The organism is Azonexus sp. MM2026_4 (assembly GCF_055901855.1).
Map to the genome: position 1 here is coordinate 1,643,363 of NZ_CM148380.1, position 16,259 is coordinate 1,659,621.

General features: G+C 63.4%; 13 protein-coding genes, 2 pseudogenes and 1 other annotated feature. Of the genes and pseudogenes, 11 read left to right on the forward strand and 4 right to left on the reverse strand.

The features are described 5' to 3' along the window. Positions 1 to 2 precede the first annotated feature (2 nt). A complete protein-coding gene (locus AC0KWY_RS07565; RefSeq protein WP_474029021.1) occupies positions 3 to 1,244 on the reverse strand; it encodes an ABC transporter substrate-binding protein in 1,242 nt (413 codons plus the stop codon). Positions 1,245 to 2,101: 857 nt separating this feature from the next. Here AC0KWY_RS07565 and AC0KWY_RS07570 point away from each other — a divergent pair. Beyond that, positions 2,102 to 2,395 (forward strand): annotated as a pseudogene (locus tag AC0KWY_RS07570) (transposase); the annotation flags it as partial. Between the two features lie 342 nt (positions 2,396 to 2,737). Beyond that, the gene (locus AC0KWY_RS07575; RefSeq protein WP_474029022.1) at positions 2,738 to 3,118 is read left to right on the forward strand and encodes a hypothetical protein; all 381 of its coding nucleotides are present in this window, start codon (positions 2,738 to 2,740) and stop codon (positions 3,116 to 3,118) included. Between the two features lie 99 nt (positions 3,119 to 3,217). Here the strand turns inward: AC0KWY_RS07575 and AC0KWY_RS07580 are convergent. Together AC0KWY_RS07580 and ccoG are read right to left on the reverse strand one after the other, a co-directional pair. Then, positions 3,218 to 4,025 (reverse strand): annotated as a pseudogene (locus AC0KWY_RS07580) (IS3 family transposase); the annotation flags it as partial. Then, positions 3,690 to 3,798: a sequence feature (AL1L pseudoknot), on the reverse strand. (Overlaps the previous pseudogene by 109 nt.) Before the next feature lie 213 nt (positions 4,026 to 4,238). Then, on the reverse strand, positions 4,239 to 5,642 hold the full coding sequence (ccoG, locus tag AC0KWY_RS07585; RefSeq protein ID WP_474029023.1) for a cytochrome c oxidase accessory protein CcoG: 1,404 nt from the start codon (positions 5,640 to 5,642) through the stop codon (positions 4,239 to 4,241). A gap of 123 nt (positions 5,643 to 5,765) precedes the next feature. Here ccoG and AC0KWY_RS07590 point away from each other — a divergent pair, with 123 nt between their 5' ends. The 5 genes from AC0KWY_RS07590 to AC0KWY_RS07610 all read left to right on the forward strand — a co-directional run bounded on the left by AC0KWY_RS07590 (position 5,766) and on the right by AC0KWY_RS07610 (position 9,557). Beyond that, entirely contained in the window at positions 5,766 to 6,212 is a 447-nt protein-coding gene (locus tag AC0KWY_RS07590) for an RrF2 family transcriptional regulator (RefSeq protein WP_474029024.1), read from the forward strand. A gap of 150 nt (positions 6,213 to 6,362) precedes the next feature. Next, complete coding sequence (locus AC0KWY_RS07595) at positions 6,363 to 6,920, forward strand: nucleotidyltransferase domain-containing protein (protein ID WP_474029025.1); 558 nt, start codon at positions 6,363 to 6,365, stop codon at positions 6,918 to 6,920. Next, positions 6,874 to 7,326 (forward strand): hypothetical protein, encoded by a 453-nt coding sequence (locus tag AC0KWY_RS07600; RefSeq protein WP_474029026.1) that lies wholly within the window; start codon positions 6,874 to 6,876, stop codon positions 7,324 to 7,326. The genes AC0KWY_RS07595 and AC0KWY_RS07600 overlap by 47 nt, the downstream gene beginning before the upstream one ends. Positions 7,327 to 7,353: 27 nt before the next feature. Further along, positions 7,354 to 8,589, forward strand: coding sequence for a hypothetical protein (locus AC0KWY_RS07605; protein ID WP_474029027.1), 1,236 nt, complete (start codon positions 7,354 to 7,356; stop codon positions 8,587 to 8,589). 32 nt (positions 8,590 to 8,621) lie between these two features. Beyond that, on the forward strand, positions 8,622 to 9,557 hold the full coding sequence (locus tag AC0KWY_RS07610; RefSeq protein WP_474029028.1) for an NERD domain-containing protein: 936 nt from the start codon (positions 8,622 to 8,624) through the stop codon (positions 9,555 to 9,557). A gap of 70 nt (positions 9,558 to 9,627) precedes the next feature. Here AC0KWY_RS07610 and AC0KWY_RS07615 read toward each other — a convergent pair whose 3' ends face one another. Next, on the reverse strand, positions 9,628 to 10,707 hold the full coding sequence (locus tag AC0KWY_RS07615; RefSeq protein ID WP_474029029.1) for a BMP family ABC transporter substrate-binding protein: 1,080 nt from the start codon (positions 10,705 to 10,707) through the stop codon (positions 9,628 to 9,630). 161 nt (positions 10,708 to 10,868) lie between these two features. Between AC0KWY_RS07615 and AC0KWY_RS07620 the strand changes: the two genes are divergently transcribed. The 4 genes from AC0KWY_RS07620 to xdhC all read left to right on the forward strand — a co-directional run bounded on the left by AC0KWY_RS07620 (position 10,869) and on the right by xdhC (position 16,257). Further along, positions 10,869 to 11,375 carry a nucleoside deaminase gene (locus AC0KWY_RS07620; RefSeq protein ID WP_474029030.1) on the forward strand — a complete coding sequence of 169 codons (507 nt, stop codon included), beginning with the start codon at positions 10,869 to 10,871 and terminating at the stop codon, positions 11,373 to 11,375. A gap of 79 nt (positions 11,376 to 11,454) precedes the next feature. Then, positions 11,455 to 12,948, forward strand: a complete 1,494-nt coding sequence (gene xdhA, locus AC0KWY_RS07625) for a xanthine dehydrogenase small subunit (protein ID WP_474029031.1) — start codon at positions 11,455 to 11,457, stop codon at positions 12,946 to 12,948. After that, the gene (gene xdhB / locus AC0KWY_RS07630; protein ID WP_474029032.1) at positions 12,945 to 15,248 is read left to right on the forward strand and encodes a xanthine dehydrogenase molybdopterin binding subunit; all 2,304 of its coding nucleotides are present in this window, start codon (positions 12,945 to 12,947) and stop codon (positions 15,246 to 15,248) included. The genes xdhA and xdhB overlap by 4 nt, the downstream gene beginning before the upstream one ends. Position 15,249: 1 nt before the next feature. Continuing rightward, on the forward strand, positions 15,250 to 16,257 hold the full coding sequence (gene xdhC / locus AC0KWY_RS07635; protein ID WP_474029033.1) for a xanthine dehydrogenase accessory protein XdhC: 1,008 nt from the start codon (positions 15,250 to 15,252) through the stop codon (positions 16,255 to 16,257). Positions 16,258 to 16,259 lie beyond the last annotated feature (2 nt).

Below are 16,259 nucleotides of genomic sequence, written 5' to 3' on the forward strand. Positions count from 1 at the left end.
GTTCAGGGTGAATAGCGCGGTGTTTCGGCCAGGGATTCCAACCGGGTGTTTTTTTCCGGCGCATGCCGCGCCTGTTCCGGACTGACACGGCCGACGATCTCGATGCCGCGCTCGGGCTTTGCCGGATCGGGCTTCCAGCGCGCGATGTAGATGGTCTGCTGCAAGTGATGGCTGACCGGGTCCATGTAGGCGGCGTCGTGCTGCATGCGCGCCCTCGGTTCGGCCCGGTATTGCTCCAGTTGCGCGATGACGGCGTGGTTGTCGGTGGTGCCGGCCCTGGCGATGGCTTCGAGCAGGGCGCGGGTGGCCAGATAGGCGGCGTGCGTGACGTCGCCCGGCCAGTCGAGCCGGGTGTGACCGTAGCGCTTGCGGTAACGCTCGACGAAAGCCTGGCTGCCCGGCGTATCGAGATTCCAGGCCCAGGTCGTGCCGAACAGTGGACGCGGCGTGCCCGGCGCCGGGTAGAGCTCTTCCCAGTCCACTTCGCCGACGATCCAGAACTGCCGTTCGAGCACCCTGGGGTCGATCCGGGAAAACAGCTTGATCTGGTTGTCGCCGCTGATCACCACGGTGACCACATCAGCCGGGATCGCCGCCACCTTGTTCAGCACTTCGCTGGGATCGCTCAGGTTTTCCGGCGCCAGCACCTCGCCCACCAATTGCCCGCCGTATTCGGCGATGTAGGGGCGCATCGCTTCGGCATTGCTGTGACCAGCCGCGTTGTCCTCGATCAATTGCAGGACGCGCTTCGATTTGCGGTCCTTGAGCGCGTACTTGAGCAGGGCCCGGTTGAAATTGGCGCCGCTGGCATCGAACACGAACTTGCTGCGATGCGCGTTTTCCAGCGCTTCGGAAGGCGATGAGGAATTGGTGTTGATGAAGATCACGCCGTGTTTCTGCGCCACCGCCGACATGCTTGCCGCGACGTTGGAGGCGATGGCGCCGACCATGAAGCCGACCTTGTTGCGGGTGATCAGCGTCTCCGCCACCTCAGCGGACTTTTTGGCATCCATCGTCGGATTGCTCGAAATCAGGACGATTTCCCGGCCCAGCACACCGCCCTGCAGGTTGAAATCCTCGATCGCCATCTCGGCGCCGCGCCGGTCGGCTTCGGCATGCAGGGCAAAGCGGCCGGTGGTCGGCGCGACATGGGCGATCAGGATCGGCGGCAACGGCCCGGCCGCGGCGGGAGCGCTCAGGAACAGCGCCAACGCCAGAATGCCAAATGGTTTTTTTATCCGCATTTGCGATTCGCTCCCTGATTCCAGCTTGTTTCCCCAATCATACTCCGCTATCGCGCCGGGGAGCGATCGCCCGAGCCGCAACGCAGGCCCCGGGGAGGGCCAGGAGGCCCGGCGGCAGCGGGGTTTCAGGGCATTTGCGATGACAAATACATAGATTGCATCAGACTTGCCCGGTATCGACAACCCTTCTTGGGCTGCCGGGAAAACCGGCGCTGCCGTGTGCCCGGCGACCGGCGCGGACGACGATCCGGCCGACAGACTGCGGAATCTCGACTGAGTCGACCACGCGGTTTCATTTCATCTGACCAGACGACGGCAGGCAGCAATCGGCCAACCGCCGCCGTTCCAGCATTCAGACGAGCGGTCATCCGGACGGCCGCCGTGCTTTGGAAACAGCCAGATAGCCAATTCACACAACTCGGCCTGAACAGACCGGTAACCGGTTGCATCCACAATAATTCGGACTCCGCCATCCATAAACTGAAGGCTTGGCTTACAGCCGTCGATCATCGCCTTCGTGCAAACCACACATGCCGCACGACATTTCAGCCCGGCCAGCAGGGAGCCGGTCAGGGCATTGAAGGTGCGGCGGCAATCGCAGCATCGCTAGCGTTGCATCCCCAACTCACGGCCCCAGCCCTGCCCGTGGGCCGCCCAGCAATGCGGACCGGCCAAGCTCTCCTGGGCCCGTCGATTGATCCACTCACAGGCATCATCACTTGATTCGCCACCAAGCAGCCGATGCTGCAATTGCTCACGCTGCCGATCCGACAGCTCGCCCAACTGGCCTAGCCAGCCACGGAATGATTTCGCGTCCATGATCCGCTCCCGTTTGCCTTCCTGAATTCAGGATAGGAAAACCAACGGGAATCAAGCGCCATATTGCGGTCGATAGCCCAGGCTTGCCTCACGCGATCGCCGTCACGACGGCCAATGTGACAGAGCACAAAGGGGCCTTGCTTGCCCTCGGTCGTTGCGCGGCTGATTTACAAGCCGTTCAGCGGGTATTGGCCGATGGCGGCTATGTCGGTCGGTCATTTGCCCAGGCCGTCGGCAAACCGCTCGGTGCCAAGGCGCAAAACGTCAAACGCAGTGAACTGCACACCTTTGCCGTGATGCCCCTGCGCTGGATAGTTGAACGATCCTTCGCATAGGGAGCATGGATTGATTGCCAAAAAATGGCATTGCAATATTTATTGAGTTCAAATACTCTCTGGCTCGTCGCATTGCCAAGGTTTTATCGGCTTAAGGGCTCAAGTTTTTTTGCCAACTTAAGCGTTTTTGCGCTTCATTCAAAAAATCCACATGGATTGAGACTCAAGCAAGTTGGGAACGGGCAAATACGTCTTAGTTTATCTTGATACCTTTTTTGTGCGGGTTTAAGACCTTGTTAGGTTAATTCCATCAGACCAAAAAAGGCATATCCATATTTTTTATTGGATAGCAATGAGTAGCAGAAGGCATCACAAACATAAATTTTCTGGAGTATTAAATTGAATTGGCGCCATACTCGAATTGAAGCAGTCGCGCTCGCGATGCTGCTTGCTGCCAACATCGCGATTGCCGACACTATCATTCCCGCTCACTATCATGGGGTATGGGGAACAGCCAAGAGCTGTAAAGCGTGGAATCTAAAGCCAAGTACAAGACTCGGCGCTCCTGAGGGTGGAGCAGTGATCACTGCTCAATTAATCGAGTTTGGTGAATCCAATTGCACGGTCAAGCAAATCAGCATGAAAGAAGAAGGGCACTTGCAAGCTTCACTTAGCTGCACAGGAGAGGGAGAGGCGTGGTTGAGGAATATCAAGATGGTGCTCGGCAAGGGCGAGGCGCTTAAAATCGATGATGGCCCGAACCTAAAAAAATGCCTATAGACACCTTCCCCCTGTCAACTCAGCATAAAGAAAAATCCACTTAAATATTTTTATGGCAAAGTAGTTTTTTCTTACCCTCATAGCCCTGCAATGCACTCAGGGCATCGACACTCGGACCGCATGTTCCAGGGCATCTAGAACAAAGTCGGTGCGCATTGAACGACCGACCCGCCAACCGACAATCCGGCGAGCAAAGGCATCAATCACGAAGGCGACATAGACGAATCCTGCCCAAGTAGAAACGTAGGGGAAATCCGAAACCCATAACTGATTCGGCCGGTCCACCTTGAACTGCCGATTGACTCGATCCAACGGGCACGGTGCCGCGGCGTCGCCGAAGGTGGTTCGCACCACCTTCCCGCGCCTCACGCCGCGCAGACCCTGCCGGCGCATCAGGCACTCAACGGTACAACGCACCACCTGAATCCCTTCCCGCTGCAATTGCCGCCAAACCCTGTTGGCACCATACACCGGAAAGTTGGCCTGCCAGACGCGCTGAATGTGCGGAATCAGGAAGAGGCGTCCCTGCGAGCCCGAGTACTGAGCAACGCGGGATCACGCTGGCGTGCTGCATGGCGCCAGTAAGCGGACGGCCCGCCCCCGAAACGCTCTCGGTGCTGGTCGATGAACGACCTCACTCCTTCTTGAGGCGGTCGAGCTCCGCCTGCGCGAAAAACGCACTGACCAGTCGCAGTATCTCGTTGGCCTCGCGCAGTTCCTTGACTTCGCGTTCCAGCGCCTTGATGCGCTCACGTTCGGCGGTCGGAATGCCATCGCGCACGCCAGTGTCGATTTCATGTTTCTTGACCCAATCGTGCAACGTCACCGTTGAACAGCCAATCATCGGCGCTATCGACTCAACGGCTGCCCATAGCGATGACCGATCCTTATGCGCTTCCTGTACCAGCCGTACGGCACGCTCTCTGACTTACGGGGAACATTTGTTCGTCTTGCTCATGACTCCATTCTCTCAAGAAATAGAGCCTCAATTCCCGGGCCGATTCAATGACAGCAACGGGTCGATTCGGTGCTCTGCTGCCTGCGATTTCGCAACCGACCCGGCATCGTTACCCGGCAAGATCCCCGGGGCGGCGCTGGCCGGCTGAACCACGGCCCGCCGTCAGGGCATCCAGAAGCGGGCGTCGGCGCTGCCGCTGACCGCCGGTTCGGCGCCGTCGTCTACGACGAAGACGATGCGGTGGGCGCCGGCCGCCAGGCTGCCCGGTTCGGCGCGAACGACGACGGTGGCGGCGCCGCTTTCGCCGCCCGGCACCTGCAGCGCGGTATCGCCGGCGACGGCCAGCGGCGCCTCGCCGCTGACGGCGATGCGCAGCCGACGGGCGTCGTCGCCGGTGTTGAGGATTTGCAGCCGGTAGATGTTTTCGATGGTGCCGTCGTCGGCCTCGCGGGCCAGTGTGTTGCGGTCCTTCTCGACATTGATGCGCAGCGGCGCCCGGTGCGCCAGCGACCAGGCCATGGCCAGCGTCAGCCCGACCAGCAGCGTCGCGTAGATCAGCACGCGCGGGCGCAGCGCCCGGCGCAGCACGGTGGCCGGCGTGAGGCGCTGGGCGATGGCGTTCTCCGTCGAATAGCGGATCAGCCCGCGCGGGTAGTTCATCTTGTCCATCACCTGGTCGCAGGCGTCGATGCAGGCGGCGCAGCCGATGCACTCGTTCTGCAGGCCGTCGCGGATGTCGATGCCGGTCGGGCAGACCTGCACGCAGATGCCGCAATCGACGCAGTCGCCCAGCCCGAGCGCCTTGGGATCGGCGCCCTTGGGGCGGGCGCCGCGGGCGTCGCCGCGCTGGCTGTCGTAGGCGATGATCAGCGTGTCCGGGTCGAACATGACGAACTGGAAGCGGGCATACGGGCAGATCTGCCGGCACATCTGCTCGCGCAGGAAACCGGCGTTGCCGTAGGTGGCGAAAGCGTAGAAGACAACCCAGAAGCTCGCCCACGGCCCGGCGGAAAAACTCGCCAACTCGCCGACCAGCTCGCGGATCGGCACGAAGTAGCCGACGAAGGTGATGCCGGTCCACAACGCGAACAGCCCCCAGGCCAGGTGCTTGCCGCCCTTGATCGCCAGCTTGCGGGCGCTCCACGGCTGGGCGTCGAGCTTGATGCGGCGGGCGCGGTCGCCCTCGATCAGCTTCTCCAGCCAGAGGAAAATTTCCGTGTAGACCGTCTGCGGGCAACTGTAGCCGCACCACAGGCGGCCGGCGACGGCGGTGAACAGGAACAGCGCCAGCGCGCCGACGATCATCAGGATCACCAGGTAGATCGTGTCCTGCGGCCACAGCACCAGGCCGAAGAGATGGAACTTGCGGGCGTCGAGATCGAACAGCACCGCCTGCCGGCCGTCCCAGGGCAGCCAGCAGATGCCGTAGAAAACCGCCTGCGTCAGCCAGACGAAGAACCAGCGCCAGCGGGTGAACGGCCCGTCCACCGAACGCGGGTAGACCTTGGCCTCGGGATCGCCGGCCGGCCGGATGTCGATGACTTTTCTCGGGGTGGGGTGGGCCATTTCTGCGCTGCCTGAAAACTCCCCGCCAGACGAGGAAATCATAAGTGGAATTTAAAATTCCGCTTTATGGTAACGGCTCGCCTCCCTATAATCAACATCAAAAATTCCCCTTATGGAGCCGGCATGCGACTCAGCACCTTTTCCGACTACAGCCTGCGCGTCCTGCTCTACCTCGGCGAGCGCCCGAGCGGGCTGATCAGCATCGGCGAGATCGCCGCCTGGCACGAGATTTCGGAAAGCCACCTGATGAAGGTCGTCCTCCACCTCGGCCGCTGCGGCTACGTGCAGACGGTGCGCGGCAAGGGCGGCGGCCTGCGCCTGGCGCGCCCGCCGGCCGAAATCGGCCTGGGCGAAGTGCTGCGCCAGACCGAAACCGACTTCGCGATGGCCGACTGCTTCGGCACCACCTACCCCTGCCGCATCGACGGCATCTGCCGGGTCAAGGGCGTGCTGCACGAAGCCCTGCAGGCGATGTTCCTGGTCCTCGACAGCTACACGCTAGGCGACCTGCTGGCCGACCCCGACGCCAGCATCCCACCGACGGCACTTTCCACGGTGTGGCGACAGTGACAGCAGCTGAATTGAATGCTTGATAAACACACGCAGCCCCAGCCACAACGAAGCTCTTTCGACTACAATCGAAGCATTAATGACTACACTTGAATTCCCGTGCTGCTTGATCTTCTTTTCGGGACCTACCGACAGCGAGTGCTGGGGCAGTTGCTGCTGCACCCGGAAAGCAGTTACCACGTCCGCGAACTGGCGCGTCTGACCGGCACCAGCGCCGGCACGCTGCACAAGGAGTTAGCCAGGCTGGCCGAAGTCGGCCTTCTGCTACGTGAGAAGCAGGGCAACCAGGTGCGCTACCAAGCCAATCGGGAATGTCCGGTTTTTGCCGAACTGGCAGGCCTGTTCCGTAAAACCAGCGGCCTGGTTGACATTCTGGCCGACGCCTTGCGCCAATTGCAGCCGCAACCGGAACTGGCGCTGGTCTTCGGCTCGCTGGCGCGTGGCGAGGAAAACGCCCGCAGCGACATCGACCTGCTGCTGATTGCTGATTGCCGCTTTGCCGACGCCATCAAGGCACTGCATCCTGCACAGGAGATCCTGCAACGCGAAATCAACCCGGTGCTTTACTCGGCTACCGAGTTCGTGCGGCGCATCGAAACCGGTGATGGCTTCGTGCAGAATATCCTCGTCGGCCCCCAACTTTTCGTGATCGGAAACGCCCATGACCTTGGAAAATTTGCTGGCAATCCATCGCCTGCAGGCGTTTGAAGCCACAGCCAGCGGCGTCCTGCGCCTGCTTGCCTCGGCCGAGCGCAACCTGGCCGACGCCGGCCTGCGTGAACTGAGCAACGACAACCGTTTCGATGCCGCCTACAAGACCATCATGCAATGCGCCATGATCGGCCTGTGGGCCAAGGGCTACCGCACGGCAACCAGCCAGCCCGGCCACCATCAAACCGCCCTGCAAACGCTGCCAAAAACGCTGGAAGTCACCACTGACACGGTCATCGTCCTGGACGCCCTGCGCAAACAGCGCAACCTCAACGACTACGAGGGCGACCCCGTCACCGACGCCGCGCTCCGGGAATGCCTGCACCAGGCAGAAGCACTCCTTGGCCACACCCGGCAATGGCTGGCAGCCCATCGCCCGGATCTGCTGGCGGATGAGCTCTAGCGATCACACGTGACATCGAGCGCCAGATTGAACCCATATCAAGAACGCAGTCGCGAGTTGATGGTTTCGGGAATATCGGAAGGCGAAGCCGCCATTCGAGTAGCGGAATATTACCTCGACGGAAAACCATCTCTCCGAGGCAAACGCAAGCTGACACAGGCAGAGCGTGATGCCGAGTTCTGGAGCGCTGCTTTTCTGAAGCAATTGCCAGCAGATATTTGGGAGGCAGAGGTCATGCTGCTGGCGCTGGCTCGCTATCTCAACCAGGAACGAGTCAGCGCACCTCTTCTACTGTTGTCCATAGCTCAATCCCGGCCCAACGCACTCAGCAGAGCAATACGATATGCCCGCATGGCATACCACCCCAAACAAGGCCGACTGGCAGAGCTTCGGGAGATTGCGAACATCGCTCCTGAAATCCAAGAGCAGTGCTTGATCGTTGATATTTTTGTTGACGCCTGCGAGGTGCGCCAACAGGAGATTGACAAATGGCAGGCAAAACTCGCTGATCTTTCCCCCTTCGAGCTCCTGATTTACGCCAGCTTGTATGCCTTCGAATACTTGATCCCGGAAAAACCAACCCGTTCTGAACTGGAGACGAGCGATGAAAATATCTGGTACGCGCTGACGGATTTGATTGCCTGGAAGCTGAAAAGCTCGTCAGCCACAAAAATCCGACTGAGCGATAAACAGATTGGTTTGTCGATGGCCGAACACATGGCCCCCTTCCTGTTTCCGGGAAGATCGGGATTACCACCCCGATTCGACATACTGCAAGCATTCTCAGCCTTGATGGCGGCACAGGTCGAAATGAATGAATTCATCTCCCGTTCGGTCGACGCACACAGCTACGACGACGCAGTTCAGTTTGTCCGTCAAGGTGATCGACTGGAGATTGAAATCATTGATCCGTCGCTCCGAGCCCGCTGGGAGCGAGATGGGCAACGCCTGCTCCAATTTCACGGCTACTGGTTTTACCGAGCGCTGCAAGATTTTTATTCATCGAAAATTTCCGACCAGCCGCTCGGAAAGACAGAAAACCACCAAGCCAACCAACTGGCTTATATTCGTGCACTGCGAACCCGGCTGGAACTCGAGGAAGTCTACGGAATCGATGACGCGGTACTGCTTGAGTCAGGAGAACGCGTTGACCTCTTTCAGGCGCTACTCTCGCTGGAACTCACCTCCGCATTTTTCAGCAGGAATTTTTATCTGAATATCGGCAGCTGTTCGAAAAATCCGGAAACTCAATTGCCGCGCTGAGCGAACTCGCTTTTCAGGGTTTGATCGATGGGATGCAGATTCGTTTTCCACTGACCTGGTCGGAACGACAGCAGAAAATCCAGTCGATAGTCGGCTGGACGGTTTCCCAAAAACACCCCGTGGGCAGCTTGCCGATGGCGGCCTCGATCCTGGATTTCTGGACGAGCGACTGGGAAAGCCTGGCTGCTCGCCTGCGTAGCGACTCTTCCGGGCCGATTCCCGAAATACTCGAACGTCCATTTCTGAAGTTGGGCAGGTATTTCGTTCAGTTACCCTGGATAACTGGACAACAAAACAATGCCACGGCAGCCATCAACAATCTGCGTCGCCTGGGGACCCGGCGCGCCGAGGCCCAAAAAGAAACGCGCCGCATCGAGGCAAGGCTTGGCAAATGCTTCGAACAGCGGGGTTTCAAGGTAGTTCAAGGATTTCATCCCAACCCGACAAGCTACCCGGAAGTTGGCGAAATCGACCTGATTTGTACCCGTGACGATCTTGTTTTCATCGTCGAGGTCAAATCGTCGTTCAGGCGAAGGAGCACTCGCGAAGCATGGCTCCATGGCAAAACAAGCTTACGCAAAGCCGGGCAACAGTTACGACGCAAGGTCGCGGCCATCAATCAAATGCTTGAGACGCCACATGAGGGGGAATTAAACCTGGGGCTGCCTGGGCGCTGTCCCGTATATGGGATCATTGCCGACACCTCGATCGAACTTGATCACGAGCGATTCGAGGGTTTTCTGAAAGTATCGATCGAAGAAATCCTGATCGCGCTTCGGGACGACCTCCAATTGCTGACCGACCCGCTTGGCATAATGAGAACAGGTAGTGGAATACCAGACGAAATTTTTTCGGCCGAAGGACGAACTCTGGCAACCTTGTACCCAAACGGATTCAATGCTCAGCGCTTCATCCAAGTTCTGGAACAAGAGCTCATCTGGCAGGAAGCCGATCTTCTCGCCAATTAACAAAGCCCCCGACCAAGGCCGGGGGCATTTGCTTTTTCGCCGGCAGCCACCGGCAGCAAACACTTCCCGCTTACTTCGGAATCGCCCCTTCGACGCCTTCGACGTAGAAGTTCATCTGCTTCAGTTCCGGGTCGGTGTAGGTCTTGCCGGCGGCGAGGACGAGCTTGCCGGTCTGGTCCTTGAGCGGGCCGCTGAAGGGGTGGAGGGTGCCGGCCTTGAGGGCGTCGCGGCGTTCTTCGGCGAGCTTCTTGACTGCGGCCGGGACGGCCGGGCCGAAGTTGTCGATGTTGACCGCGCCTTCCTTGACGCCCCACCAGATGTCGCCGCTCTTCCAGGTGCCGGCGGCGACGTCGTCGAGGGTCTTCTTGTAGATCACGCCCCAGTGCAGGATCGACGCGGCGAGCTGGGCCTTGGCGCCGAATTTGCTCATGTCGGAATCCCAGCCGAAGGCGAGGACGCCCTTTTCCTGGGCGGTCTGGACGACGGCCGGGGAATCGGTGTTCTGCATCAGCACGTCGCAGCCCTGGGCGATCAGCGCCAGCGCCGCTTCGCGTTCCTTGCCCGGGTCGAACCAGCTATTGACCCAGATGGCGCGGGTGGTGATCGCCGGGTTGACGCTGCGCGCGCCGAGGGTGAAGGCGTTGATGTTGCGGATGACTTCCGGGATGGGGATGGAGGCGACGACGCCGAGCTTGTTGCCCTTGCTCATCTTGCCGGCGACGACGCCGAGCATGTAGGCGCCCTCGTAGGTGCGCACGTCGTAGACGCCGAGGTTCTTGCCGGTCTTGTAGCCGGTGGCGTGCATGAAGACGGTGTTGGGGAAGGCCTTGGCGACCTTGACCATCTGGTTCATGTAACCGAAGGACGTGGCGAAGACGACCTTGTGGCCTTTCTGCGCCATGTCGCGGAAGACGCGCTCGGCATCGGCGGTTTCCGGGACGTTTTCGACATAGGTGGTCTTCACCTTGCCGCCGGACTGCGCTTCGACGTTCTTGCGGCCGACGTCGTGGGCGTAGGTCCAGCCGTGGTCGCCGGTCGGGCCGATGTAGACGAAACCGGCCTTGAGCGGCTCGGCGGCCGACGCGCCGGTGATGCAGGTCAGCGCGAGCAGGCCTGCGGCGGCAAATGTCTTGAGGCTTTTCGGAAGCATGCGGAATTCTCCTTTGCGGGGTCTGTTGGGTCGCCTTCACTCTAGCAACGCGCGCCGCGGCAACCTATCCTGCCAACGTTATGAACAGTATTGCTCGCTACTGTCATCAGGCTGCCGCCGCGCACCGGATAATGCCGGGCAACACTGACCGGAGGTTCCACATGCTCCCCCAGCCCGACGGCAAGGATACCCGTTTCCTGCAGCATTGCATTACCCTCTCCCGCCAGGTGCGGGAGGCCGGCAAGCATCCGTTTGCCGCCATCGTCGTCGATGAGCACGACCACATCGTGGCCGAGGCCGGCAACGATTCCCTGCCGCCCGAAGGCGACCCTACCCGCCACGCCGAACTGGTCGCTGCCGCCCGCGCCGCCCGCCTATTGACGCCGGCGCAACTGGCCCGGTGCACGCTGTATTCGAGCGCCGAGCCCTGCGCCATGTGCGCCGGGGCGATCTACTGGTGCGGCATCGGCCGCGTCGTTTATGCGCTGTCCGAACACCGCCTGCTGACGCTGACCGGCGACCACCCGGAAAACCCGACCTTCGCCCTGCCCTGCCGCGAGGTCTTCGCCCGCGGCCAGCGCCCTATCGAGGTCGTCGGCCCCTGCCTGGAAGACGAGGCGGCGGCGGCGCACGCCGGATTCTGGCGAACCATAAGCCAGGGCGCATAGTCCTTATCCATGGCGGGTGCTGCCCGGCGCGTTTGCCCTGTGCTAATTTCGGTCCATGCCATCAACGAACTTTCCGTCCATGTCCGAACGTCCGATCCAGTTCTATTTCCGCGGTGCCATCCAGTCGGTGCAAGGGCCGGCGCCGACGCGCACGGTGCTCCAGTACCTGCGCGAGGACCTGCAGCAGACCGGCACCAAGGAAGGCTGCGCGGAGGGCGACTGCGGCGCGTGCACGGTGGTGATCGGCGAACTGGTCGGCGCGCCCGGTGCCGAGGAACTGCGCCTGCGCGCGGTCAATGCCTGCATCCAGTTCCTGCCTTCGCTCGACGGCAAGGCGCTGTTCACGGTCGAGGATCTGGCGGCCGGCGAACAACTGCACCCGGTGCAGCAGGCGCTGGTCGACCGGCACGGTTCGCAATGCGGTTTCTGCACGCCGGGCTTCGCCATGTCGCTGTTCGCCCTCTATGAAAACCAGGAAGCTTGCCCGGAACGCGACGAGATCGACCACACGCTGTCCGGCAACCTGTGCCGCTGCACCGGCTACCGCCCCATCGTCGATGCCGCGCGCGACGCCTACGCGCTGCCGCGCCGCCGCCTCGACCGCCTGCCGGTGATCGCTGCCTTGAAAACACTGGCCGACCTGCCGCCGCTCGATTACCTCGGCGACGGTCGGCGCAGCCACAGCCCGCGCACGCTGGCCGAACTGGCCGAGTTGCGCGAGCGGCTGCCGAACGCCCGGCTGGTCGCCGGCGGCACCGACGTCGGCCTGTGGGTGACCAAGCAGGGGCGCGACCTCGGCGAACTGATCCTGACCGGCGCCGTCGCCGAACTCAAGCGCATCCAGATCGGCCCCGGCCGGCTGGAAATCGGTGCCGGCGCCACGCTGACCGATGCCTTCGCAGCGCTCACCGCCTTCGAGCCGCAATGGGCCGAACTCGCCCGGCGCTTTGCCTCGACGCCGGTCAAGAACGCCGGCACGCTCGGCGGCAACGTCGCCAACGGCTCGCCGATCGGCGATTCGATGCCGGCGCTGATCGCTCTCGGCGCGCGCATCGTGCTGCAGCGCGGCGCGGCGACGCGCGAAATGGCGCTGGAGGATTTCTACCTCGATTACCAGAAGACGGCGCTGCAGACCGGCGAATTCGTCCGCGCGCTCGTCCTCGATGCGCCGGCCGCCAGACTGCAACGCCATTTCCGCAGCTACAAGGTGGCCAAGCGGCTCGACCAGGACATCTCGGCGGTCGCCTGCGGGCTGGCCGTTCATGTCGACGACGAAGGCTGCATCCGCCGCGCCCGCCTCGCCTTCGGCGGCATGGCCGCGACCCCGAAACGGGCGGCCGGCGCCGAAGCGGCGCTGCTCGGCCGGCCCTGGGACGCCGCCGCCGTGCGCCGGGCGATGGACGCGCTGAGCAGCGACTTCGCCCCCTTCACCGACGTGCGCGCGAGCAGCGCCTACCGGCTGAGCGTTGCCGCCAACCTGCTGCAACGCTTCTGGCTGGAAACCTCGGGCGCCGCCGACGCGCCGGTGCGCCTCGCCGCGCTGGCGCCGATTGCCCCGGAGGATCAGCCATGAGCGCCTCGCTGATCGGCCGCCCGCTGCCGCACGAAAGCGCCCGCCTGCACGTCAGCGGCCGCGCCCACTACGTCGACGACCTGCCGCAAGCCGCCGGCACGCTGCACGCGGCGCCCGGTTTATCGACCATCGCCCGTGGCCGCATCCGCAGCATGGACCTCAGCGCCGTCCGCGCCTGTCCCGGCGTGCGCGCCGTGCTCACCGCCGCCGACATTCCCGGCGACAACAACTGCGGGCCGATCCTGCACGACGACCCCATCCTCGCCGACGGCGAAATCCGTTTTCATGGCCAACCGGTCTTCGTCGTCGCCGCCGAGACGCGCGACATCGCCCGCCGGGCGGTGCGTCTGGCGAAGATCGACTACGCCAGCGAGCCACCCGTCCTCGACATGGACGCGGCGATTGCCGCCGAATCCTGGGTGCTGCCGCCGTTTTCCATGCAGCGCGGCGCCGTCGATGCCGCCTTCACCGACGCGCCGCACCGGCTGAGCGGCAGCGCCATGCTCGGCGGCCAGGAGCATTTCTACCTCGAAGGGCAGATTTCCTATGCCCAGCCGGGCGACGACGGCACGCTGCACGTCCTCTGTTCGACCCAGCACCCGACCGAAATGCAGCAGATGGTCGCCCACTGTCTGGGCTGGCGCGCCCACCGCGTCAGCGTCGAATGCCGGCGCATGGGCGGCGCCTTCGGCGGCAAGGAATCGCAGTCGGCGCAATGGGCCTGCCTCGCCGCCCTGCTCGCGGTCAACACCGGCAAACCGGTCAAACTGCGCCTCGACCGCGACGACGACATGGTCGCCACCGGCAAGCGCCACCCCTACCGCTACCAGTGGGAAAGCGCCTTCGACGAGGCCGGCCGCCTGCTCGGCCTGCGCCTTGAATTCGCCTCCGACTGCGGCCACTCGGCCGACCTCTCGGGGCCGGTCAACGACCGCACGATCTGCCACGTCGACAACGCCTACTACCTCGACGCGCTCGCCCTGAAGAGCCTGCGCTGCAAGACCAACCGCGTCTCCAACACGGCGTTTCGCGGTTTCGGCGGGCCGCAGGGGATGTTCGTCATCGAGAACGTGCTCGACGACATTGCCCGCCACCTCGGCCGCGACCCGCTGGCCGTCCGCCGCGTCAACTTCTACGACGTCGAACCGGGCGCCCGTTCGCTGACCCCCTACGGCACGACGATCGAAGACAACGTCGCCCCGGCGCTGGTCGCCGAACTCGAACGCGATTGCGCCTACACCGCCCGCCGCGCCGCGATTGCCGCCTTCAACGCCGGCAGCCCGGTATTGAAGCGCGGCATCGCGCTGACCCCGGTCAAGTTCGGCATCTCGTTCAACGCCACGCACTACAACCAGGCCGGCGCGCTGGTCCATGTCTATACCGACGGCAGCGTGCTCGTCTCGCACGGCGGCACCGAGATGGGCCAGGGTTTGTACACCAAGGTACGCCAGATCGTCGCCCACGAATTCGGCCTGCCCTTCGCCGACGTCCGCCTGTCGTCCACCGACACCCGGCGCGTTGCCAACACCTCGGCCACCGCCGCGTCGAGCGGCACCGACCTCAACGGCAAGGCGGCGCAGGCGGCGTGCAACAACATCAAGGCGCGGCTGGCCGCCTTCGTCGTCGAACTGACCAACGGCGCGGTCGCCGCCGCCGACGTGCAATTTGCCGATGGCCGGGTACGCGCCGGCAGCGCCTTCGACGAAGCCTTCGCCGACCTGATCATGCGCGCCTACCGCGCCCGCATCCAGTTGTGGGACGCCGGTTTCTACAAGACGCCGAAAATCCATTTCGACCCGGTGACCAAGCTCGGCCGCCCCTTCTACTACTTCGCCTACGGCGCCGCCTGCAGCGAGGTGGCGATCGACACGCTGACCGGCGAGAGCCGCGTGCTGCGCGTGGACATCCTCCACGACGCCGGCCGCTCGATCAATCCGGCGCTCGACATCGGCCAGATCGAAGGCGGCTTCGTCCAGGGCATGGGCTGGCTGACCAGCGAGGAACTGTGGTGGCGCCCGGACGGCAAGCTGATGAGCCACGCCCCGTCGACCTACAAGATCCCGACCGCCAGCGACCTGCCGGACGTCTTCAACGTCCGCCTCTACGACAACGCCAACGTCGAGGACAGCATCCACCGCTCGAAGGCGGTCGGCGAACCGCCGTTCATGCTCGCCCTCTCGGTCTACCAGGCGCTGCGCGACGCGGTCGCTGCTGCCTTGCCGGCCGGCCAGCCCTTGCGGCTCGACGCTCCGGCGACGCCGGAAGCGATCCTGCGCGCACTCGCTGGCGGAGCACGCTGAGATGGCCGCCGACTGGGTCGCGCCGCTGGCCGCCCGCCTCGCCGCCGGCGAGGACGTCGTGCTGGTCACCGTCGCCGCCATCCAGGGCTCGGCGCCGCGCGACGCCGGGACGACCATGCTGGTCGGCGCCAGCGATACCGAACTGACCATCGGCGGCGGCCACCTCGAATGGCAGGCAACCGCCCACGCCGACCGTCTGCTGGCCGGCGGCGGCCGGCCGCAGGTGGTGCGCTACGCGCTCGGCGCCGGGCTCGGCCAGTGTTGCGGCGGTGTCGTCTGGCTCGCCTACGAGAAAATCCCCGCCAGTGCAGCCGCCGCCTGGGCACAGCGCAGCGCCGCGCTGGCCGGCGGTGCCCGCCTGCAACGCCGGCTGGCCGCCGGTGACAGCGCATCGACCTGGCAGACCGGCGCCTCCGCCTGCGCCACCGCCTTGCTCGGCGGGCCGGAGGACTGGCATTTCGTGCAGGACATCGCCGGCAACGCCTTCCCGGTGTGGATTTTCGGCGCCGGCCACGTCGGCCGCGCGCTGGTCCGCCAGTTGCAGCCGCTCGGCGCCGCCATCACCTGGATCGACACGCGCGACGAGGCTTTTGCCGGGTTCGACACTGCCGGCCTCGACCTGCGCGCCACCGACCTGCCGGAAAGCGAAGTAACGCAGGCGCCGGCCGGCACTTTCTTCGTCGTCATGACGCACAGCCACGCGCTCGATTTCTCGCTCTGCGAGGCGATCTTCCGCCGCCGCGATTTCGCCTACTTCGGGCTGATCGGCTCGCGCAGCAAGCGCGCCGGTTTCGAGCGCCGTTTCGTCGACCGCGGCCTCGCCCGCGAGCGCCTCGGCGAACTGACCTGCCCGATCGGCATCCCCGGCATCGTCGGCAAGGAGCCGGCGGCGATCGCCCTGGCGGTTGCCGCCGAACTGCTCAGCCTGCATCATGCACGCCAACTGCTGCACCAGGCCGGCCGTCCGCGCCTGAGCGCATCCCCCGTCCGTCCCGACCAGCCGGAGTAAGC

Excerpts from the sequence above, each read along its gene's own strand:
- AC0KWY_RS07565 (WP_474029021.1), bottom strand. The coding sequence starts at position 1,244 with ATGCGGATAAAAAAACCATTTGGCATTCTGGCGTTGGCGCTGTTCCTG.
- ccoG (WP_474029023.1), bottom strand. The coding sequence starts at position 5,642 with ATGGCCCACCCCACCCCGAGAAAAGTCATCGACATCCGGCCGGCCGGC.
- AC0KWY_RS07590 (WP_474029024.1), top strand. The coding sequence starts at position 5,766 with ATGCGACTCAGCACCTTTTCCGACTACAGCCTGCGCGTCCTGCTCTAC.
- AC0KWY_RS07600 (WP_474029026.1), top strand. The coding sequence starts at position 6,874 with ATGACCTTGGAAAATTTGCTGGCAATCCATCGCCTGCAGGCGTTTGAA.
- AC0KWY_RS07610 (WP_474029028.1), top strand. The coding sequence starts at position 8,622 with ATGCAGATTCGTTTTCCACTGACCTGGTCGGAACGACAGCAGAAAATC.
- AC0KWY_RS07615 (WP_474029029.1), bottom strand. The coding sequence starts at position 10,707 with ATGCTTCCGAAAAGCCTCAAGACATTTGCCGCCGCAGGCCTGCTCGCG.
- AC0KWY_RS07620 (WP_474029030.1), top strand. The coding sequence starts at position 10,869 with ATGCTCCCCCAGCCCGACGGCAAGGATACCCGTTTCCTGCAGCATTGC.
- xdhA (WP_474029031.1), top strand. The coding sequence starts at position 11,455 with ATGTCCGAACGTCCGATCCAGTTCTATTTCCGCGGTGCCATCCAGTCG.
- xdhB (WP_474029032.1), top strand. The coding sequence starts at position 12,945 with ATGAGCGCCTCGCTGATCGGCCGCCCGCTGCCGCACGAAAGCGCCCGC.
- xdhC (WP_474029033.1), top strand. The coding sequence starts at position 15,250 with ATGGCCGCCGACTGGGTCGCGCCGCTGGCCGCCCGCCTCGCCGCCGGC.